The sequence below is a fragment of the Flagellimonas sp. L-11 genome (genome assembly GCF_056857735.1).
On sequence record NZ_JBSXNR010000069.1, the window covers coordinates 1 to 19,473 of the forward strand.

Below are 19,473 nucleotides of genomic sequence, written 5' to 3' on the forward strand. Positions count from 1 at the left end.
AAAACCTATAATAACAAAAGACCACATTTGAGTCTTAAATACAAAACACCTAATTTTATACATAACAAAAAATCCAGCGAAGCTAGCTTCGCTGGATTGATTTAATTATTAAAAACTGTCAACCTATTTTAGGACGACTCAGTTTAATTTTAGTTAAGGTTACAAATATAGCAATGTCATTTTTTTGGCTTAAAAAGATAAAATGTTTATTTAATTGGATGTTTTTACAAGAAATCATCAATCTATTGCGAATTGAGGCCCAATTCCGTTTGACCTACATGATTATCGGAAAAAAAAATATGTACCGGTAGCTCCAAAAAAGGTGGCTTCATCATAAAGGTCAATGCCCAACCCCAAGACAGCCCTGTAATTTGTTTGGGCCTTAACGGATAGGTTACCAAGCATAAACAAAGCAACAGCTAAAAGTAGTTTTTTCATTTGTCAAGTGTGATCTGTGGTTAATATTCAGAATTTAAACTGCAGGATTTGGGGGTAAAAACAGCTGCTTTTTCTTTTCTAAAACAAAAATAAAATTCCCAATGTCGCCATCGAGAAATCGTAATCATCACTTATTTTTACATAAGAAATGTTTATTTCGGTGGTACTATTGAGGTTGGCACCGATAATGGGCCTTAAATAAAGCCCTCCTGTATTACCATCATTTATTCCAACGGCATATCCTACATCGGCACCGATCTTAAAATCGTAAGTGGGGTATATTCTAAAAGCACCCGCTACAGGAACATATTGAATATTGGGAAAGTCACCCTCAACCACCACAGGGCCAAAATCTGCCGTATCGTTATTAATAAAGGCATTCATAAATCCTGTAGAGATACCTGCATCAATGAGTTCCGAAACCCCCCAATGATATCCTAAATCCAGACCTAGTTCAAAATTTGAAAAATCGGAGATATCCCCAAATGGGATCCCTAAATGAACCCCTGCTTTAAAATTTGTCCGATCCACTCGCTGCGCCATGGATGAAAAACTTACGGCAACCAAGGCTATGATCGCCATTACAAATGTCTTTTTCTTCATTGTTGAAATTTTATTAACAACAGAACGTCATCAGCAGCAAAAAAGTGTCTTTTGATATAATTTTCCTACAAAATGGACATTTTCAATTATTTATCCATTCAATATCCAATGGGAAAGTATTAAAACTTGTGGTTTTAATCCCCCCAATTGACCAAAGGGCTGTTTGGGTTGACCAATGCATACTTTTAATCGATCCTGAAAATGGAATGTCACTATATTTGGTGATATGAACTGGCAACAAGCAATAAAGGACTACCAAAATTATTTGAAGATAGAGCGGGGTCTTTCCCAAAATTCCATTTTAAGTTATGCCATGGACCTTCAAAAGCTCGTCCGTTTTCTTGAGGTGAATTCCATTGATGAAAAACCCGTGGCAATCCCTCGGGAAACGGTTCAACAGTTTATCTATGATATTGCCAAAATAGTGAGCCCTAGAACGCAGGCAAGGATCATTTCGGGTTTAAAAGGTTTTTTTACCTATTTGGTCTTTGAGGATTACCGGGAGGATAATCCCATGGATCTTATTGAAACCCCAAAAATTGGAAGAAAGTTGCCCGACACCCTTTCCGAGGAGGAAATAAACAATTTGATTGCCGCCATCGACCTATCCAGACCCGAAGGGGAACGCAACAGGGCAATTTTGGAAACCTTGTATGGTTGTGGTCTTCGGGTATCGGAACTCATCAGTCTAAAATTATCCGACCTGTATTTTGATGAGGATTTTATAAAGGTAACGGGAAAGGGGAACAAACAACGCTTTGTTCCGATCAGTGATGTGAACCAAAAATACATCAACATATATTGGAAAGAGGTCCGGGTGCATTTGCCCATAAAAAAAGAACACGAGGATTTTGTTTTTTTAAACCGTAGGGGTAACCAATTGACCCGGGCCATGATTTTCACCATTGTTAAAAGACTTGCAGAAAAAATTGGGTTGGATAAAAATATCAGCCCCCATACCTTTCGGCATTCCTTTGCTACCCATCTTTTGGAAAATGGTGCCGACCTTAGGGCCATACAACAAATGTTGGGGCATCAGAGCATTACCACTACCGAGGTGTACATGCATGTTAACCGTACACATTTGACGCAGGTTCTCAAAAATTTTCATCCGAGAAGATAAAAAATCTCAAAATTTTATTCGGGTTCCCATCTCAAGTCGTGTACCCACTCCTTCCAGCCCCATACTATAAAAATTGGATGCTTTGATCGGGCGGACGAGCTTTACATCCAAAAGCATATTTTCACGAACTTGGTGTTCCATACCAAGAAAAATTTCATGGCGCGGGTCGGGATTTGGATATCCCCTGCCACTATGGTATAAATCCCATTCTTTTTGATATCCTCCCAACATGTAAAGTTGTTTTCCGACCCTTTGGTTTAGCTGCGCACCTAAACTGAACCTGTCTGCGTGGTAGCGTCGGTAATGTTCGCCAATAACTTGGATTTCTGTATCCTCCAAAGCTTCAAAATTGATACTGAACCAGGCAAAATGTGATAATTCATCAAATTTTGGATAATTAAAACCCTCAATATAGATTGGAGACTCCGCGATTTTGGAAATAACAGTACTATTTTGGGCGTGAATCGTCAGACTGAACAACATGGCTAAGGTGAGAAAAAAGGCTGATTTGTTCACGGCAAGTGTTTTACTACAATTTACCAAAGCTTGAACAGCCCACCATAACCATTAGCTAAATTCCAACCTTGGTGTTTGAAATTCAGCAAACTACATCAGTCCTGCATCAGGGTATCCTTTTCCACCTTGTTCTGTTTTTTAAAAGGTCGGATAATCAATCGGGCTTCACGGTCAAATCGAATATAATTGTACACCCAATTGATAAAGACCACTACCCTATTTCTAAAACCGATCAGAAAATATAGATGCACAAACATCCAAACAAACCAAGCAAATACGCCTTGAAACCTGAATTTTGGCAAATCCACCACCGCCTTGTTCCTTCCTACGGTTGCCATGCTGCCCTTATCTTTATAAACAAAAGGTTTCATCGGTTTGTTCTCTATCAATCGAACCAGGTTGTCCCCAAGGTTTCTCCCTTGTTGTATGGCAGGTTGGGCCATCATAGGGTGTCCATAGGGAAACTCCTCCGTTTCCATTTGCGCCACGTCACCAATGGCAAAAACATCTTCCAGTCCCATGACCTGATGAAACTCGTTTACTTTTAAACGTTTGTCCCTGCTAAGAAGTTCCTCGGCATCCAATCCTTTTAGTCCCACTGCTTTAACTCCAGCGGCCCACACCAAGGTTTCTGCCTCAAAAATTGTCTTGGTGCTTGTGGTTGCCTTTTTGCCATCGTAATCGGTTACACGGATGTTTTTCCAAACATTTACCCCGAGCTCTTCCAAAAACTTTTCCGCTTTCTCCGATGCTTTTTCGCTCATTGCCGGCAAAATCCTATCGCCGCCTTGCACCAAGTTTATTTGTGCCCTACGGGTATCCAGATCGGGGTAATCCTTCGGCAAAATCCCTTTTTTGATCTCTGCCAAAGCCCCTGCCAGTTCAACCCCTGTGGGACCACCGCCCACTATAACGAAGTTCATCAAGGCATCACGCTCATGGAGGTCATCCGTTAAAAGTGCCTGCTCAAAATTTTCCAGGATCAAGCTTCGTAAATTCAGGGATTGCGGAATGGTTTTCATGGCCATACCCTTGGTCTTAATGTTCTTATTACCAAAAAAGTTGGTTTCCGAACCCGTTGCTACCACCAGGTAATCATAAAAAATCTCCCCGATATTGGTCTTGATTCGTTTGGTATCCGTTTTAACTTCCTTCACCTGTGCCAATCTAAAAAAGAAATTGGGATAGCCCTGCAACACCTTTCTGATGGGGTATGCAATGGAATCAGGTTCCAGCCCACCTGTGGACACTTGATACAGCAAGGGTTGAAAATTGTGGTAATTGTGTTTATCCAACAGAACCACTTGGGCTTCTTTTTTACTTAATTTTTTGGCTAATGCAATGCCTCCAAAACCGCCGCCTATAATTACGACTCTTGGATAACTGGATTGAGGAATGTTCATGCTCGACATACCGACAAATTTAAGTATTACCTGTTTGAGCGGGTCATCCCAGGCCTGGTTTTTTTGTATCTTTAGCATCTAACTCAAAAAAACTTCGACCCATGAAAAAAATTCTCCCGCTAGGTGCACTGTTATTGTTGTGCTCCATGGGTATTCATGCCCAAAAAAAGAAAAACGATGTGATCAAGGCTTTAGATTCAAAATCTGAAAAATACACTGAAATTGCCCATGAAATATGGGACTTGGCTGAAATGGGATATTTGGAAGAGCAAAGTTCCGCCCTTTTACAAAAAACCCTTTCCGATGCTGGGTTCTCCATCGAAACAGGGATTGCTGGTATCCCAACGGCTTTTAAAGCCGAATATGGATCTGGGTATCCTGTAATTGGTATTTTGGGGGAATACGATGCCTTGCCCGGCCTTTCTCAAGAGGCTGTTCCAGAGAAAAAATCCGCTGGTGGGGCTGCCGGTCACGCTTGTGGGCACCACTTGTTTGGAACGGCATCCACCGCTGCGGCGATTTCGGTAAAGGACTGGATGGATGCCAACAACATTAAAGGGACCATTCGCTTTTATGGATGCCCGGCCGAAGAAGGTGGTTCCGGTAAAGTTTATATGGTTCGCGAAGGCGTGTTCGATGATGTGGACGTGGCCCTTCATTGGCACCCAAGTTCGGCAAATGCCGCCAGTGCAGGTGCCGCATTGGCCAACAAATCTGCCAAATTCAGGTTCCATGGGGTTTCTGCGCACGCCGCGGCCGCACCACAAATGGGACGTTCGGCATTGGATGGCGTAGAGGCCATGAATGCCATGGTAAACATGATGCGCGAGCATATCCCCGAAGATGCACGAATTCACTACGTAATCACCGATGGAGGTAAAGCGCCAAATGTTGTTCCCGACTTTGCCGAAGTGTATTATTACGCAAGACACAACACCAGGGATGTGGTCGTGGATATTTTTGATAGGATCGTAAAAGCAGCGAAAGGAGCTGCGATGGGAACAGGAACTACCATGGAGTATGAAATGATCGGGGGAACCCACGAACTCCTGCCCAACCTGACCGTGCAAAAAATAATGTACGACAACCTGGTGAAAGTAGGTGGGGTTACTTACAATGATGAGGAAAAGGCCTTTGCCGAAAAAATATCCAAAACTTTGGACAAAGGCGCACCGGACATTTCCACTGCCGAAAAAATCCAACCATACAAAGAAACAGCCAATGCATTTGGTTCCACCGATGTGGGAGACGTTAGTTTTACCGTACCAACAGCTGGTCTGGGAACGGCGACATGGGTACCCGGAACACCTGCACACAGTTGGCAAGCCGTAGCTGCCGGAGGTATGAGCATTGGCTCCAAGGGAATGATGGTAGCCGCCAAAACCATAGCCCTTACCGCAATGGATATTTTTGAAAACCCAAAAACAATAGAGGCCGCCAAAAAGGAATTGGATGAAAGAAGGGGAAAAGACTTCAAGTATATTCCCATGTTGGGCAACAGACCTCCTGCATTGGACTATCGTAAATAGGTTTTTCATCAAACACTGTAACAAATGTTGCTTTCTGCATACTTATATTTAAAGCAACTTTACCAACCGTTTAGTGAACAAAGAACTGGAACATCGTTTTGTGACGGAACTTGAGGACAATCAAAATATTGTCCATAAGGTATGTAGTCTCTATACCAACGACAAAGACTCCCACAACGACCTGTTCCAAGAAATCACTATTCAATTGTGGAAAGCATATCCAAAGTTTCGGGGAGATGCCAAGTTTAGTACATGGATGTACCGTGTGGCGTTGAATACGGCCATTACCTTGTACCGTAAATCAAAAAAAAGGGTAAAGACCCAGGATTTTGAGTCGGTCCTCCATAAAATCAAGGCCACGGATTATGACGATACGGAAGAACGCCAGTTAAAACTGATGTACGACGCCATAAAACAGCTTGGTGATATTGACAAGGCCTTGGTATTCCTCTATCTGGAAGACAAGGATTACACGGAGATAGCCGAAACTTTGGGTATTACGGAAGTAAATGCGAGAGTGAAGATGAGCAGGGTAAAAAATAAATTAAGAACCATATTAAATCCTTGATTATGCTGGATGAACTGGAGCTCTTGAAAAAAGATTGGCAGAAGCGGGAAGCAGACCTTCCCAAGCTGTCCTATGAGCAAATCTATCCGATGACCAAGAAAAAGTCATCATCCATGGTTAAATGGATTTTTTATATCAGCATCATAGAGTTTGTGTTCTGGGCGGGTATCAATATTATTTTTAGCGGTCCAGAAAGCATGCAGGAGCTAAAGGACATGCATATCTATAAGGTCGTTATGGCCCTTAACATCATCAACTACGCCATTATCCTTTACTTTATCTATAAGTTTTACATCAATTACAAAAAAATATCGTTCACGGATTCCTCCAAGAATTTGATGCGGACCATTTTAAAGGTAAAACGAACCGTAACACAATATGTCTGGTTCAATCTTATCATCTTCACCACCTATTTGATCATAAACATGTACGGGGCACTCCTTTATGGTTCCGAGGGACAGAAAATTGTTGAAGCTGCATCCAAAGACGGGGACAGCATAACATTTTGGGCCATGGTGATCGGGATATCCGTAGTATTTATAGCCGCTATCCTATTTTTAATATGGCTGTTCTACAAATTACTTTACGGCATCTTACTAAAAAGACTTAGAAAAAACTACAACGACCTTAAAAGGTTAGAGGTCTAATCGTCCAACTTGCCCTTATAACTGTAGCGTCTTTTTTGGTTTTCCTCCTCGTAGGCAAGAAGCTCCTTTTGAGGGATTACCTTTAGGAAAGATGGATGCTGCTCAATGGCATACTCCAATTTTTCCAATATGGCATCAATCGACTCGTTGTCGTAATCAATATCCAATGGCTCTTTAATTTGCATGGATTGAAGTATCCCTTTCTTCTTGACACGAAGCCCTTTCTTGTCAAACGAACGTCGGAACCCATCAATAACCACGGGAACCACAACGGGTTTATATTTTTTTATGATGTGAGCGGTACCTTTTCGCAATGGTTTCCAAGGTGTTGTTGTGCCTTGTGGAAAGGTTATTACCCACCCATCATCCAAGGCTTTTCCAATATTGGAAATATCACTGAACTTCACCTGTCGGTTCACATTTTGACCATCGGCCCTCCAAGTTCTCTCAATACTTATGGAACCTGCATAGGCCAAAATTTTGGTCAATAGACTCTTTTTCATGGTCTCCTTGGCCGCTACGTAGTAAATATTCAATTTGGGGTACCAGAGATAGCCCAAATTTTTAATATTGTCCTCCCGCCCACTCAAACTGGCATTAAAAACATGGAACATGGCCACCACATCAGCAAAATAGGTCTGGTGGTTGCTCACAAAAAGAACATTGTTTTCGGGCAAATCGCGGATAATCTGCGACCCTTCTATCTCGAGAGTATTAAATCCTTTGTAACGCTGGTGTGTCATCATACCGGCGATACGGATCAGCCATCGTTTAAAAAATAAAATATGTCCAAAAGGATTTTTCTTAAACAGACCCATGTATAGCGTTGATTGTTGACTGCAAATTTACAAAATAGCTTCAAAGCACCTGTCGTAAAAGTTCCTTGATCTCGCTCATCATCATGGCCGTAGCGCCCCAAACTGTGTAACCATTTAATTTAAAGGCAGGTACATTTATATTTTTTGCGTAAGAAGTGCTCAAAATTTCTTCAATATGGTTGGAATCATCCAAAAAATCCCTGAGATACACCTCGACCAGGCTTTCCACTTCGCTTTCTTCCTTGATAAATGGTCGCGGGTTCGGATAGATCCCGATGTAAGGCCTTACCAAAAAATTACTGGGCGGAATATACACTTCACTAAGTTCCTTGATCACCTCAACCGCTGTAGGTGGTACGCCAACTTCCTCATGGGTTTCCCTTAGGGCAGTTTGCATCAGGTCCCTGTCCTCTTTTTCCACCTTTCCGCCCGGAAATCCGATTTGGTTGGAATGCACGCCTTGGTACACTTTCCGAAGTATCAAAAGTAAGCGGGTCTCTTGTTCCAAATCTGGATAAAATAGCGCCATGACCCCGGCCCGCTTGGGGTTTACATCTTGCACTTTGTTCTCCTTCAACCAATCCACACGAAGCTGTGGGGACATTTTATGATGCGAATCCTCCCCAGGAAGTGGGAGATTTTTTAATTTTAGGGCACGTTGACAAAATTCATTAAAATCCATGCTGTTGAGACATTCGGCTTTAACTACAAGTATATTGTTTTTTTTATTCGTTTCCTGCGGAGAATCCCCAAAGAAGGACAAAGACAAAGTTGAGGAAAATATTGCAAAAACGGACACTGTTCCCCAAACACAGATAGATACTGCAATGGAAGAAGAAGAGGAAGAACCCTTTAAGCTTACCGAGGAAAATGCCATCGACTTCTTTTTCGATTACGAAAAAAACTTAAAAAAGGACAAGGTAAAAATCACCACTACCATGGGCAGTTTCACCATTCAGTTGTATGATGATGTGCCTTACCACAAAGCCAATTTTATTTATTTGGCCCGGCAAAAGTATTTTGACAGTACCCAGTTCCACAGGGTTGTGAAGGATTTTATTATTCAAGGGGGCAACTCGGATGACAGGAAAATAGCCCAAAAACGGAGTGAAATAGGAAGATACCTACTCCCTCCTGATGCCAAAAAAGGCCATAAACACCACCGGGGAACCATTTCCATGCCCAGTAGCGAGAGGGACAACCCCCATAAATTGGCCTCACCGTACGAGTTTTTTATTGTGGTTACCGATCCAGGCTCCTATCATCTTGATGACTCTTACACTCCTTTTGGCCGAGTAGTCGAAGGAATGGATGTAGTGGACGCGATAAACAATGTTCCCGTAGGTGATGGCGATTGGCCCTGGCAAAACGTTTACATTCTCAAGGCCGAGGTATTGTAAACCGATCAAAAAATACTATAATTTAACAGCCCTCAACACATAACTAAACTCAGCATGATACAAACTGACAATTTTACTTATGCAACTAGTGGGCAATCTTACCAAGGAGTGGTTGCCTACGATGATAGCATTAAGGGCAAACGCCCTGTGGTTTTGGTCTCCCACACATGGGTAGGCCAATCAGACTTTGAAGCGGACAAAGCCACCGAACTTGCCAAACAAGGTTACTTGGCATTTGCCATTGATGTGTACGGCAAAGGAAAGAGAGCCAAGAATGCGACCGAGGCCGAAGCATTGATGAACGAATTATTGGTCGATCGCCAAGAGCTGCTCGACCGGATACTTTTAGCACTCGACAAAATAAAGGAACATGATTTGGCCAACACCGAAAAGGTTGGAATTATAGGATTTTGCTTTGGCGGAAAATGCGCTTTGGATTTGGCCCGTTCCGGCGCGGACATCAAAGGGGCGGTGTGTTTCCACGGAATCTTTGACCCGCCCGATCTGGACCACGAAGGGGACATCAAGGCAAAAATATTGGTACTGCACGGTTGGGAAGACCCGCTGGCATTTCCCAAGGACATTGTTTCCTTGGGTTACGAACTCACTGAACGCAATGCGGTCTGGGAAATGGATGTTTTTGGCCATACGGGGCATGCTTTCACCAACCCCAATGCCAATGCACCTGATGATGGCATGATGTACAACCCTTTGGCAAGTGATCGGTCTTGGCAGCGTATGTCACACTTTTTTGAAGAGGTTTTTTCCGATTAACTTACGGTTGGGCAAACCGTATTTTTGGTTCCTTATTGGTTCTCCAGACTTTTCGGAAACCTTTTTTCTTTCGTAAATGGAAACAAGGACCGCTATAATTATGAGGTTTTTTATAATGTATTGCCCAACAAGGGTCAAGGATAGCGGTGCTTCCCCAAAAACATCGCCCGGAAAAAAGAATAGCGGTGCAAAGGTGCATACCATGTGGGCCAAAGCCATGATTACAGCTTGTCTTCTAAAAAATCCGAACACAAACAAAAAACCCAATCCTACTTCCCAAAAGGCAAGTAGGATTATGGAAACCCCATCGGGTATCAATCCAAAAGTAAGTTGATGCATGGTGCTTTTTGCCAAGTCTTCAGCTGGGCTAAGGTTTGGGACAAATTTTAATGCCCCAAACCAAAAATATACCAAGCCCACGGAAATGGCCTGCAAATTTTCTTTAATGTATTTTCGCAAGGGTCATCGAAGTTTAATTATTGAATTCATTCATTAGTTTTGGGTCAACTTTTACCTTGCTTCGTGCAAATCGGTACGAGACCCCTACATTGATCAGGTAATCTGCAAAAGCGGCATCCCCCTGTCTAGGCTCTCCTGTCATCTGTTGTGTTTCCAAATCGGTTACACTCTGCGGACGTTCCCTTCTCACTGCGAACGGCACATTGAGGTTCAAGGAGAAATTGTCTTTCATAAAAGCGATTCCAGGGTCAATGGAGAGTACGTTCCCGGGTCTTCTAAAACCTTCATTGCCACCAATAAGGTCCTTCACGGGCACACCTTCGTAGCGTGCTCCCAATGAGGCGGAAATGGTATTGCCCAAACTATGGCTTACCCCGGCGCGGAGTGAAAACTGGTCTGGAACGGCCATAATGGCCTCATTTTCCAAAATTGGGCTCAAAGTTTCCCTAAATGTCCGTGTACCGTTGGTCTCCCTTGGGTTGATCAAATAAAAACCACCTCCATAGGCAAAAAATCGTTCGGCAATCTTTTGGTAAAACTGAAAATCCAAGGTGATTCCAAATCCACCATCCCCGGGCTGAATACTTTGGTCCACGGGTCTCACCTGTGGCCCTCCTTCGGGCCCAACATTGTAAAAAATATCGGAGGCATTGTAGCTTCCCGTTGGCAGCTTAAGCCCTAAACCCAATGCCAAATTTCCGTTTTGGTGTTTTTCAAGATCGAAAAGCCAATAGCCAACACCTGCCCGAATATCGGCCAAGCCACGGGAAAAAGTGGTGTTGCGCTCATCGCGTCCGTGTTCGTACAACGAGGAACGCGTATTTATAACGGTGGGGATGGTAATACTGGCATACCATCTGTTGGATATTCCATAGGTCAAGAAGAAATCCCAAGAATGGGAATGGTTGATAACTTCGGTCTCATTGGAAACCCTGTCCGGTTCCTCTTCGGTTCCCCTAAAATGACGGAAGGATTTGAAATATCTGTAATTGCTTCCAATTTGAATGTCACCCGGACCCAATAAATTATTCTCCAAAGTATTCCCTACACAAGAGGAAAAATGTCGTATTGCAACACACCCTTGTGCGCTAGCCTGATTGATTCCAAGAAATGAAATCAGCCCTAAAAATGTAATGGTCAATGATCGTGATGTTCCCATACCTGTAATACTGATTGGTTGTTTATGTTACTTGGGTGCCAATGTAGCGGTATACACAAGGGATTACGACTAATGAAAAAGTAAAATTGATTAACAAGGGGTTAATGGCACTAAGCAATAATTAACCACTATTGAAGAAAAGTTAGGGAAGGTTTCTCAGGCTTCTTTTTTATATATGTTGGGCAAGCGAACATCAAACTTAACCGCAACCAACCTTAAAGAGATCACAACCAAGATAGCTGCTATGTAGGCGTAGCTATCCTTTATCGGAAATTGCATGAAGAGAAAATAACTGGCACCACCCAAAATACAAGTGGTCGCATAAATTTCCTTCCTTCGGAAAATAATCGGGATTTCGTTGCAGAGCATATCCCGTATCACACCACCAAAGCAGGCCGTCATGGTGCCCAAAAATACGCACATAATGGGCAACAGTTCCGCTTCCAGGCCCTTTTCCACCCCAACCATGGTATAAAGCCCAATACCGATGGTATCGAACAGAAACAACGATTTTCTGAGGTATTTGAGCTTGTTCACGAATATGATGGCAAAAACCACCGAAATAAAAATAGTGGTCACATAGGTAAGGTCCTGCATCCAGCCCACGGGAGTGTTGCCGATCATCAAATCCCTCAAGGTCCCGCCACCGATTGCGGTGACAAAGGCAATGATAAGCACGCCAAATAAATCCAGACGCTTTTCCATAGCGACCAAAACCCCGGAAATGGCAAAGGCCACAGTTCCCAATATATCTATAGTTTGATACAGCATGACTACATTTTTTGTGTATAGTAGTTGTAATCTTTGATGACAACATCTACAAATTCGATGGGCCGCAGAACAGTCTGTACCCCTAATACATCTTTGATGCGTTTATCCAACGAAACTATAACATTGTGGTTGCCGTTGATTAAGGCCTTATCGTACAACTCTTTGATGGTTTGCATTTCCTGGTCCTTAAAAACAGTTACCTGCGGAAATGTTGGCTTATAATCTTCGGGCAGTTCCCTTAACAAAGTATCGGACAACGACACTCGCTTCTTTTCACTTATCACCGTGGTCCCGGCGGCAATATCACCGATTCGCTGCCCCTTTCCCCTAATTAGAATGGTCAACACGGCAGCACCTCCCGAGGTAAGGCCAACATCAATAATGCGAAGGGCCCATCGCACAAAATAATTCCCGAAATTAGGTTTGGAACCATCCAGTTTTACCACCCGTAGATTCATGGCCCCCTTTCCTATGGTCTTGCCATCCATCAAGGTTTCAAAAAGCAAATAATAAAAAAAGGCGGGCAGGGTAAGTATCAAATAAAAAGCCCATTGATCGTCCAGATCAACCTCAATGGACATCAAAAAAACAAAAACCAAAATGGTGTAAACCAAAATAATGAAACTATCGATAATATAAGCCAGCATGCGCTCACCAAGGTGGGATGTGTTTTGGTTGATGGTTATATTTTGGGCCGTTTCTATTTGAAATTGTTCCATATTTTAGTTTCTTTACTTACAAACCATCAAATTTAATGCGCGAAGCCGCTTTTGTTAGGCAAAATAAGGATAAATGGGCCGCTTTTGAAAATGCCTTGCTCAATAAAGGGCAACTTCACCCCGATGAGCTTTCCGATCTATATATTGAGATCACCGACCACCTGAGTTACGCGAAGACCTTTTACCCTGGCAGCAACACACAGGTTTACCTGAACACCCTTGCCTCGCAAGCCCATCAAAAAATATATAAGACCAAACGGGAATCCCGAAACCGTATTGTCCATTTTTGGAAAACAGAATTTCCGACCATGTTCAAAGCCCATCACCGTGAACTATTGATTTCTTTTTTGGTATTTGCCTTTTTTGTAACAATTGGTGCATTCTCCTCCGCCAACGAGGGTGATTTTGTCCGGTCCATACTGGGCAATGGGTATGTGAACATGACACTGGAAAATATTGAAAAGGGCGATCCTATGGCGGTTTACAAAGACCAAGGGGCGTTCAATATGTTTTTGGGCATTACCATCAACAATATTAAAGTGGCCATTTACGCATTTGCCTTTGGTATCTTTTTTGGGGTTGGCACCCTTTACATTTTACTGCAGAACGGAATCATGCTAGGGAGTTTCCAATACTTTTTTTATGAAAAAGGACTGTTGTGGGAATCGGCCCGAACCATTTGGATCCATGGAACCATTGAAATATCGGTGATAATCATTGCAGGATGTGCCGGACTGGTCTTGGCAAATGGCATACTTTTTCCGGGCACCTATACGCGACTGGAATCTTTTAAACGAGGGGTTAAAAACGGGCTGAAGATAATGGTAAGCACGGTTCCCTTTTTTATTGTTGCGGGTTTTTTGGAAGGGTTTGTCACCAGACATACGGAAATGCCGGATGGGTTGGCAATTTTCATCATACTGGGATCGTTGTCCCTAATAATTTTTTACTACATCATTTATCCATACCAAATCCATAGAAAAACCGCTCATGCAGACAACCAATAACTACATCGAATTTAAAAAACAGCGTGAATTGGGAGAGATCCTTTCCGATTCCTTTGGCTTTATCAGAAATGAGTATAAACCTTTTTTTGGCACCATTTTAAAAATTGTAGGCCCCTATATTTTGATCATGCTGATTTCAATGGGGTTTTATATGTTCACCATTGGAGACATATTTAACCTGGGTTCCATTGACAATCCAACGGCAACCCAAACCTATTCACCATTTATTATGGTTTTTGCCATATTGGCCTTGATACTTAGTTCCATTGTGGCCTATGTTCTGGCGCAGGGAACCGTGTTGCACTACATAAAATCATACATCAACAACAAAGGGGCCGTAAATTATGATGAAATCCGACAAGGCGTATATGGTTCTTTTTGGTCCCTGATCGGTTTGGGAATCTTGGTCGGGCTGTCCGTAATGATAGGCGCAATATTTTGTTTGATTCCCGGGATTTACCTTGCCGTGCCCTTATCCGTTTCGTTCGCCATTTTGGTATTCCTTAAAAAGGATACCATGGAATCATACCAATATAGTTTTACCTTGATCAAAGAAAATTGGTGGATGACCTTTGTGACCCTTTTTGTGGTTTACATTATCGTTGCCATTGCCACCTATGCCTTTAGTTTGCCTACCATTATCTACACCTGGATCAAAATGGGGGTATTTTCCGGCGAAATGGATGCGGAGAACTTCAATGTTTTTAACGACCCCATCTATCTTTTGCTAAATATTTTGAGCACCTTGATCAGGTTCCTGATGAACATTATTTTTTTAGTGTCCACATCCTTGATATTTTTCAACCTCAACGAAAAGAAAAATTTTACAGGTACTTTTGAACGTATTGAAAGCCTTGGGAAACCTTCAGAGGAATAGATGCGCAAAAAACTGATTTTATCATACTTATTCTTATCCTGGACAATATTTTTTGCCCAAAACGATTCCATTGTCAAATATGATGAATCGGACATTGAACCTATTGAATTCAGTAAAGAAGACCTCGACACTTACAAGAACGATAGCGCGTTCAACTATGAGGAAGTAAAGATCGAAAGCAGTTGGTGGACCGACCTCACCAATTGGTTCTATACCATGTTACGTCGCTTTTTTGAATGGATTTTTGGCGTGGGCAAGGCCGAAGGCTATTTGGCCGTTTTTTTGGAGATCCTCCCCTATTTGCTCCTTGCCCTATTCTTATACCTGGTAATTCGCTTCTTTGTCAATTCCAATATGTACGGGATTGGCAAAAACAAGAAAAACCCGAATGTGGTGTCCCTATCGGAGGAAGAACACATCATTAAAAACGAGGACATACAACAATTGATCAAAAATGCCCTAGCGGATAAAAATTACAGGCTCGCCATTCGGTACTATTACCTCTACATCTTACAATTGTTATCGGAGCGGGAATTGATAGACTGGCAACAGCAAAAAACAAATGATGATTACATAACGGAACTCTCCGAAAGCACCCTAAAAACGGCCTTTGGAAAGGCTACCCTGCTCTACGACTACGTTTGGTACGGGGAATTTGATATTGACCACGAACGTTACCAAAAGGCAGAAGTTGTATTTAATTCCTTAAAAAAAGCAATTACAGATGTTTAAAAAGGGATGGATTTACATAGCGATCGGTGTGCTGACCCTTGGGGCCATATTTTTGATGGAATACAACAAACCAAAAAAAATCAACTGGTTCCCATCTTATGTTTCCCATCATAAAATACCTTATGGCACCCTTGTATTGAACGATTTGATGGAAAAGCACTTTCCAGATGCGATACAACAAATCCATAAACCGCCTTTCGAATTCCTAAGCCGTACCGACTCTATAAAAGGCACGTACTTTTTTGTGAACGAATCCGTCTCTTTTGAAGAGGCCGAATTGCACTCCCTATTGGAATGGGTGGAACAAGGCAATATGCTATTTGTTGCTTCAAGGTCTTTTGAAAAAAAATTACTGGACACCTTACATTTGGAACAAGGCAGTGTTTATAATAATGGTCTGGAGCCTCTTTTTTATTATGAGCTCGTAAATCCAAAATTCAAGAGCAAGAAAGCGACATTTGGCAAGGACTATTACACCCCTGGTTTTGAACGAATAGATACCTTACAGACAACGGTTCTTGGTCAAGTGTATGCCCAAGCGGATAGTTTGGATACCATCACCAAACATATAAACACCATAAAGCAACCTTTTGGCAAGGGAACGATTGTTTTGACCAGCTTTCCAAAAGCATTTACAAACTACTTTATCCTAAAGGATGATAACCAAGCATATACTGCGGGCCTATTGTCTTATCTGGACAGTAAAGGACAAATCTACATGGACAACTTCCACAAATCGGGAAAATCCTTTTACACCTCGCCCATGTACCTCTTTTTGAATACCAAAGAATTTAAATGGGCCTATTACCTTATTCTTATCGGTGCCCTTATCTACATTATTTTTGAAGGAAAGCGGAAACAACGTGCCATTCCTGTTCTACCCCCATTAAAAAACCAGACCTTGGCCTTTACAAGGACCATAGCCGACATGTATTTTGAAAAAGGGGAACTGCCCCTGATAACAAAACATAAAATTGATTATTTTTTGGAATACCTCCGTACCAAATTGCATGTTTCCACCCAACATTTGGAGGACGAAACATTCTTGCGGAACCTGGCCATGCGGAGCAATACCGATTTGGAAGATGTAAAAGCTTTGATGGACATGATTTCAAAACTGAGGGCCAAACCGAACGTAACCGAAATTGAATTGAAAAACCTGAATCAAAAAATAGAAGCATTTAAAGCAAACGTTGATGGAAAATAACGACTTGAACTTTGACAATAGAGTTCCCTTGGAAGCATTGAGGGACACCGTGGAACAGATAAAAAAAGAACTATCCACCATTATCGTGGGCCAAAAGGATTTTATAGAACTTCTGATCATTTCCATTTTGGCCGATGGACATGCACTGATCGAAGGTGTTCCCGGCATTGCAAAGACCGTGACCGCCAAGCTCTTCGCAAAAACGCTCAAAACGGAGTTCAGCCGAATTCAATTTACGCCCGATCTAATGCCAAGTGACATTTTGGGAACTTCCGTTTTTAATACCAAAACCACGGAGTTTGAGTTTAAAAAAGGCCCCATCTTCTCCAATATTATTTTGATCGATGAGATAAACCGTGCCCCAGCCAAAACACAAGCGGCTCTTTTTGAGACGATGGAAGAACGGCAGGCCACCGTGGACGGTACTACCTACAAAATGGGGCAACCATTTATGGTATTGGCCACCCAAAACCCCATAGAGCAAGAAGGAACCTATGCCCTGCCCGAAGCACAACTGGACCGGTTCCTTTTTAAGATCAAAGTGGATTATCCGTCCGTGGAGGAAGAAGTTATGATCTTACAAAACCACCATAAGCGCAAGGGCGAAAAACCACAAGACCAAATTAAGGCGGTGCTTACCCCTAAAAAACTATTGGAGTTCAAAAAGAACATTCACGAAGTGGTCGTAGAGCAAAAGATATTGGATTACATCGCCAACATTATAACACAGACCAGGAACCATCCACATTTGTATCTAGGTGCTTCACCAAGGGCCTCCATTGCCACCTTGACCTCGGCCAAGGCATTTGCAGCCATTTCAGGACGGGATTTTGTTATTCCCGAAGACGTAAAAAAAGCCTTGGTGCCCGTGCTAAACCACCGCGTAATTTTAACCCCGGAAAGGGAAATGGAAGGCATGACCACCGAAAATGTAGTTTCCATGATCATGGAGTCTGTTGAAATCCCCCGATAAACATGGTATTCATTCGGTCGCTATACATCCACAACGCATTCTTTAGGTACATCGCCGTGCTTGCCGCGTGCTTTGTAATTTCCTATTGGGTACCGCTCCTATACCCCATAGCTTGGTTGTTGGTGTTTCTTTTGATGGCACTCCTTGTGTTCGACCTCTATTTATTGTTCTCGACCCCCAAGGCCATCAAAGCCCAGCGGAACCTGCCCCAAAAATTATCGAACAGCGACCAAAATATACTATCGGTACATCTAAGCTCCAAATACCCTTTCAGGACAGCCGTTTCCATAATCGATGAATTACCGGTTCAGTTCCAAAAAAGGGATTTTGAACATAAAGCCCGATTACTAAAAGGAGAACCACATTTTTTCGAATACTCGGTACGTCCTGTGGAACGTGGCGAATATGTTTTCGGCAATCTGATTGTATTTGCATCCTCTCCCTTGCGCTTCATCAAAAGAAAGTTTGTGTTCCAAAAGGACCAAATGGTGCCGGTTTATCCTTCCATCATACAAATGCAGCAATACGATTTTTTGGCCACAAGCAATCGTTTAACGGAATTTGGACTGAAGAAAATAAGACGTATTGGACATACCCAAGAGTTTGAACAGATCAAAGAATACATTAAAGGGGACGATGTACGAACCATAAATTGGAAAGCCACGGCAAAAAAAAACCAATTAATGGTAAACCAATACCAAGATGAAAGGTCACAGCCCATTTATTCCATAATTGATACGGGAAGGGTCATGAAAATGCCCTTTAATGGCTTGAGCCTATTGGACTACGCTATCAATTCGGCCTTGGCCTTTTCCAATGTTGCCCTAAAACGAAACGATAAAACAGGATTGCTCACATTCTCCAAAAAGATTGAAACCTTTGTTCCCGCCGTGCAGAAAATCACGCACCTAAATACCATCATGGAGAACTTGTACAATATTTCCACTGCTTTTTCCGATTCCGATTTTGGCTTATTGTACGCCCAGGTAAAACGAAAGGTCAACCAACGAAGCCTATTACTGCTCTACACTAATTTTGAGCACATATCCGGCTTAAAACGTCAACTGCCCTTTATACTGGCCATGGCCAAAAAACATGTATTGGTAGTTATTTTCTTTGAAAATACAGAGTTGGAATCCCTTGTTGCAGAAGATGCGGAAGATTTACAGGCCATCTACCATAAAACCATTGCAGAGAAGTTTTCTTTGGAAAAACGGCTGATGCAGAAAGAACTTCAGAAATATGGCATCCAGACCATTTTGACCAAACCCGAGGAATTGACCGTCAACACCATCAACAAATACCTGGAAATAAAAGCTAGGGGGATTATTTAATCCACCGTATATTTTTAGTTTGAACAAAAACGGGTGAAAAGTGGGGTGAGAATGCCCGTCTTGACCACTTTGGTGAAAAGTGCACTGCAAAAGTTGTTTTTGGTGCTGTCCATGGCCCAGAAAAACAATGCCCAAATGGCAGAATTAAAAAGAAGAGGCCGTCTAAAAACATTTAGGCGGTCTTTTTATTTAGGGGTGATTTGTGGGTGCCTGCCTTAATGTTGCGTTTTATCGATTTATTTCTCTTGGAAAAAATCGGGCCATAGGATCCCTAAGCCCTTAAAGTTGCCTTTTTAAGGTTGTGTGCCATGGCAATGAGCCCTATTTCGGTCTCCACCTTGTCGATGCCCCTTAACAGGAACCGTTTGAAGCCCATATTTTGTTTGATGTTGCCGAAAACGGCCTCGACGTCCCAG

General features: G+C 42.4%; 23 protein-coding genes. 12 read left to right on the forward strand and 11 right to left on the reverse strand.

All coding sequences use genetic code 11. The features are described 5' to 3' along the window. Positions 1 to 282: 282 nt before the first annotated feature. Both AC13CC_RS13165 and AC13CC_RS13170 read right to left on the reverse strand, forming a co-directional pair. Entirely contained in the window at positions 283 to 438 is a 156-nt protein-coding gene (locus AC13CC_RS13165) for a hypothetical protein (RefSeq protein WP_326278616.1), read from the reverse strand. 78 nt (positions 439 to 516) lie between these two features. Next, a complete protein-coding gene (locus AC13CC_RS13170; RefSeq protein ID WP_482875591.1) occupies positions 517 to 1,041 on the reverse strand; it encodes a hypothetical protein in 525 nt (174 codons plus the stop codon). Between the two features lie 226 nt (positions 1,042 to 1,267). Between AC13CC_RS13170 and xerD the strand changes: the two genes are divergently transcribed. Next, positions 1,268 to 2,164: a site-specific tyrosine recombinase XerD gene (gene xerD / locus AC13CC_RS13175; RefSeq protein WP_482875592.1), complete on the forward strand. Its 897-nt coding sequence runs from the start codon at positions 1,268 to 1,270 to the stop codon at positions 2,162 to 2,164. Positions 2,165 to 2,170: 6 nt separating this feature from the next. Here xerD and AC13CC_RS13180 read toward each other — a convergent pair whose 3' ends face one another. Together AC13CC_RS13180 and AC13CC_RS13185 are read right to left on the reverse strand one after the other, a co-directional pair. Then, positions 2,171 to 2,680 (reverse strand): hypothetical protein, encoded by a 510-nt coding sequence (locus AC13CC_RS13180; protein ID WP_482875593.1) that lies wholly within the window; start codon positions 2,678 to 2,680, stop codon positions 2,171 to 2,173. Positions 2,681 to 2,775: 95 nt separating this feature from the next. Next, positions 2,776 to 4,083, reverse strand: coding sequence for an NAD(P)/FAD-dependent oxidoreductase (locus tag AC13CC_RS13185; RefSeq protein ID WP_482875613.1), 1,308 nt, complete (start codon positions 4,081 to 4,083; stop codon positions 2,776 to 2,778). Between the two features lie 101 nt (positions 4,084 to 4,184). Between AC13CC_RS13185 and AC13CC_RS13190 the strand changes: the two genes are divergently transcribed. The 3 genes from AC13CC_RS13190 to AC13CC_RS13200 all read left to right on the forward strand — a co-directional run bounded on the left by AC13CC_RS13190 (position 4,185) and on the right by AC13CC_RS13200 (position 6,827). Continuing rightward, complete coding sequence (locus AC13CC_RS13190; RefSeq protein WP_482875594.1) at positions 4,185 to 5,612, forward strand: amidohydrolase; 1,428 nt, start codon at positions 4,185 to 4,187, stop codon at positions 5,610 to 5,612. Positions 5,613 to 5,685: 73 nt separating this feature from the next. Further along, positions 5,686 to 6,180: an RNA polymerase sigma factor gene (locus AC13CC_RS13195; protein ID WP_163625598.1), complete on the forward strand. Its 495-nt coding sequence runs from the start codon at positions 5,686 to 5,688 to the stop codon at positions 6,178 to 6,180. 2 nt (positions 6,181 to 6,182) lie between these two features. Then, positions 6,183 to 6,827 carry a hypothetical protein gene (locus AC13CC_RS13200; protein ID WP_482875596.1) on the forward strand — a complete coding sequence of 215 codons (645 nt, stop codon included), beginning with the start codon at positions 6,183 to 6,185 and terminating at the stop codon, positions 6,825 to 6,827. On the opposite strand, the gene AC13CC_RS13205 is transcribed toward AC13CC_RS13200, so the two are convergent. Together AC13CC_RS13205 and AC13CC_RS13210 are read right to left on the reverse strand one after the other, a co-directional pair. Then, positions 6,824 to 7,645: a lysophospholipid acyltransferase family protein gene (locus AC13CC_RS13205; protein ID WP_326278610.1), complete on the reverse strand. Its 822-nt coding sequence runs from the start codon at positions 7,643 to 7,645 to the stop codon at positions 6,824 to 6,826. The two genes, AC13CC_RS13200 and AC13CC_RS13205, sit on opposite strands and share 4 nt — an antisense overlap. A 40-nt stretch (positions 7,646 to 7,685) precedes the next feature. Next, a complete protein-coding gene (locus tag AC13CC_RS13210; RefSeq protein ID WP_482875597.1) occupies positions 7,686 to 8,327 on the reverse strand; it encodes an NUDIX hydrolase in 642 nt (213 codons plus the stop codon). Here AC13CC_RS13210 and AC13CC_RS13215 point away from each other — a divergent pair. Together AC13CC_RS13215 and AC13CC_RS13220 are read left to right on the forward strand one after the other, a co-directional pair. Further along, the gene (locus AC13CC_RS13215) at positions 8,326 to 9,045 is read left to right on the forward strand and encodes a peptidylprolyl isomerase (RefSeq protein WP_482875598.1); all 720 of its coding nucleotides are present in this window, start codon (positions 8,326 to 8,328) and stop codon (positions 9,043 to 9,045) included. The genes AC13CC_RS13210 and AC13CC_RS13215 overlap by 2 nt on opposite strands. Before the next feature lie 54 nt (positions 9,046 to 9,099). Then, positions 9,100 to 9,819 (forward strand): dienelactone hydrolase family protein, encoded by a 720-nt coding sequence (locus tag AC13CC_RS13220; RefSeq protein ID WP_482875600.1) that lies wholly within the window; start codon positions 9,100 to 9,102, stop codon positions 9,817 to 9,819. On the opposite strand, the gene AC13CC_RS13225 is transcribed toward AC13CC_RS13220, so the two are convergent. The 4 genes from AC13CC_RS13225 to AC13CC_RS13240 all read right to left on the reverse strand — a co-directional run bounded on the left by AC13CC_RS13225 (position 9,787) and on the right by AC13CC_RS13240 (position 12,927). Further along, positions 9,787 to 10,278, reverse strand: a complete 492-nt coding sequence (locus AC13CC_RS13225) for a hypothetical protein (RefSeq protein ID WP_482875601.1) — start codon at positions 10,276 to 10,278, stop codon at positions 9,787 to 9,789. The genes AC13CC_RS13220 and AC13CC_RS13225 overlap by 33 nt on opposite strands. Positions 10,279 to 10,291: 13 nt before the next feature. Then, entirely contained in the window at positions 10,292 to 11,437 is a 1,146-nt protein-coding gene (locus AC13CC_RS13230; RefSeq protein ID WP_482875602.1) for a hypothetical protein, read from the reverse strand. 156 nt (positions 11,438 to 11,593) lie between these two features. After that, positions 11,594 to 12,208 (reverse strand): trimeric intracellular cation channel family protein, encoded by a 615-nt coding sequence (locus AC13CC_RS13235; RefSeq protein WP_482875603.1) that lies wholly within the window; start codon positions 12,206 to 12,208, stop codon positions 11,594 to 11,596. A gap of 2 nt (positions 12,209 to 12,210) precedes the next feature. Beyond that, positions 12,211 to 12,927: an RDD family protein gene (locus tag AC13CC_RS13240; protein ID WP_482875604.1), complete on the reverse strand. Its 717-nt coding sequence runs from the start codon at positions 12,925 to 12,927 to the stop codon at positions 12,211 to 12,213. Between the two features lie 35 nt (positions 12,928 to 12,962). Here AC13CC_RS13240 and AC13CC_RS13245 point away from each other — a divergent pair, with 35 nt between their 5' ends. From AC13CC_RS13245 to AC13CC_RS13270, 6 genes are read left to right on the forward strand one after another with little or no spacing between them, the layout of a single operon-like run. Beyond that, the gene (locus tag AC13CC_RS13245) at positions 12,963 to 13,934 is read left to right on the forward strand and encodes a stage II sporulation protein M (RefSeq protein WP_482875605.1); all 972 of its coding nucleotides are present in this window, start codon (positions 12,963 to 12,965) and stop codon (positions 13,932 to 13,934) included. Beyond that, positions 13,918 to 14,811, forward strand: coding sequence for a hypothetical protein (locus tag AC13CC_RS13250; RefSeq protein ID WP_482875606.1), 894 nt, complete (start codon positions 13,918 to 13,920; stop codon positions 14,809 to 14,811). Before AC13CC_RS13245 ends, AC13CC_RS13250 begins: the two co-directional genes overlap by 17 nt. Further along, positions 14,812 to 15,543, forward strand: a complete 732-nt coding sequence (locus tag AC13CC_RS13255; protein ID WP_482875607.1) for a DUF4129 domain-containing protein — start codon at positions 14,812 to 14,814, stop codon at positions 15,541 to 15,543. Continuing rightward, complete coding sequence (locus tag AC13CC_RS13260; protein ID WP_482875608.1) at positions 15,536 to 16,750, forward strand: DUF4350 domain-containing protein; 1,215 nt, start codon at positions 15,536 to 15,538, stop codon at positions 16,748 to 16,750. The genes AC13CC_RS13255 and AC13CC_RS13260 overlap by 8 nt, the downstream gene beginning before the upstream one ends. Then, a complete protein-coding gene (locus tag AC13CC_RS13265) occupies positions 16,740 to 17,723 on the forward strand; it encodes an AAA family ATPase (protein ID WP_482875609.1) in 984 nt (327 codons plus the stop codon). Before AC13CC_RS13260 ends, AC13CC_RS13265 begins: the two co-directional genes overlap by 11 nt. A 2-nt stretch (positions 17,724 to 17,725) precedes the next feature. After that, a complete protein-coding gene (locus tag AC13CC_RS13270) occupies positions 17,726 to 19,057 on the forward strand; it encodes a DUF58 domain-containing protein (RefSeq protein WP_482875610.1) in 1,332 nt (443 codons plus the stop codon). A 271-nt stretch (positions 19,058 to 19,328) separates the two neighbouring features. On the opposite strand, the gene AC13CC_RS13275 is transcribed toward AC13CC_RS13270, so the two are convergent. Continuing rightward, the coding region (locus tag AC13CC_RS13275; protein WP_482878233.1) for a transposase at positions 19,329 to 19,473 on the reverse strand (145 nt) is incomplete at its 5' end.

What these genes read in the sequence shown, in the direction of transcription:
- AC13CC_RS13165 (WP_326278616.1), bottom strand. Translation starts at nt 438, where the DNA reads ATGAAAAAACTACTTTTAGCTGTTGCTTTGTTTATGCTTGGTAACCTA.
- AC13CC_RS13170 (WP_482875591.1), bottom strand. Translation starts at nt 1,041, where the DNA reads ATGAAGAAAAAGACATTTGTAATGGCGATCATAGCCTTGGTTGCCGTA.
- xerD (WP_482875592.1), top strand. Translation starts at nt 1,268, where the DNA reads ATGAACTGGCAACAAGCAATAAAGGACTACCAAAATTATTTGAAGATA.
- AC13CC_RS13185 (WP_482875613.1), bottom strand. Translation starts at nt 4,083, where the DNA reads ATGAACATTCCTCAATCCAGTTATCCAAGAGTCGTAATTATAGGCGGC.
- AC13CC_RS13190 (WP_482875594.1), top strand. Translation starts at nt 4,185, where the DNA reads ATGAAAAAAATTCTCCCGCTAGGTGCACTGTTATTGTTGTGCTCCATG.
- AC13CC_RS13200 (WP_482875596.1), top strand. Translation starts at nt 6,183, where the DNA reads ATGCTGGATGAACTGGAGCTCTTGAAAAAAGATTGGCAGAAGCGGGAA.
- AC13CC_RS13205 (WP_326278610.1), bottom strand. Translation starts at nt 7,645, where the DNA reads ATGGGTCTGTTTAAGAAAAATCCTTTTGGACATATTTTATTTTTTAAA.
- AC13CC_RS13215 (WP_482875598.1), top strand. Translation starts at nt 8,326, where the DNA reads ATGCTGTTGAGACATTCGGCTTTAACTACAAGTATATTGTTTTTTTTA.
- AC13CC_RS13210 (WP_482875597.1), bottom strand. Translation starts at nt 8,327, where the DNA reads ATGGATTTTAATGAATTTTGTCAACGTGCCCTAAAATTAAAAAATCTC.
- AC13CC_RS13220 (WP_482875600.1), top strand. Translation starts at nt 9,100, where the DNA reads ATGATACAAACTGACAATTTTACTTATGCAACTAGTGGGCAATCTTAC.
- AC13CC_RS13230 (WP_482875602.1), bottom strand. Translation starts at nt 11,437, where the DNA reads ATGGGAACATCACGATCATTGACCATTACATTTTTAGGGCTGATTTCA.
- AC13CC_RS13235 (WP_482875603.1), bottom strand. Translation starts at nt 12,208, where the DNA reads ATGCTGTATCAAACTATAGATATATTGGGAACTGTGGCCTTTGCCATT.
- AC13CC_RS13240 (WP_482875604.1), bottom strand. Translation starts at nt 12,927, where the DNA reads ATGGAACAATTTCAAATAGAAACGGCCCAAAATATAACCATCAACCAA.
- AC13CC_RS13245 (WP_482875605.1), top strand. Translation starts at nt 12,963, where the DNA reads ATGCGCGAAGCCGCTTTTGTTAGGCAAAATAAGGATAAATGGGCCGCT.
- AC13CC_RS13250 (WP_482875606.1), top strand. Translation starts at nt 13,918, where the DNA reads ATGCAGACAACCAATAACTACATCGAATTTAAAAAACAGCGTGAATTG.
- AC13CC_RS13255 (WP_482875607.1), top strand. Translation starts at nt 14,812, where the DNA reads ATGCGCAAAAAACTGATTTTATCATACTTATTCTTATCCTGGACAATA.
- AC13CC_RS13260 (WP_482875608.1), top strand. Translation starts at nt 15,536, where the DNA reads ATGTTTAAAAAGGGATGGATTTACATAGCGATCGGTGTGCTGACCCTT.
- AC13CC_RS13265 (WP_482875609.1), top strand. Translation starts at nt 16,740, where the DNA reads ATGGAAAATAACGACTTGAACTTTGACAATAGAGTTCCCTTGGAAGCA.
- AC13CC_RS13270 (WP_482875610.1), top strand. Translation starts at nt 17,726, where the DNA reads ATGGTATTCATTCGGTCGCTATACATCCACAACGCATTCTTTAGGTAC.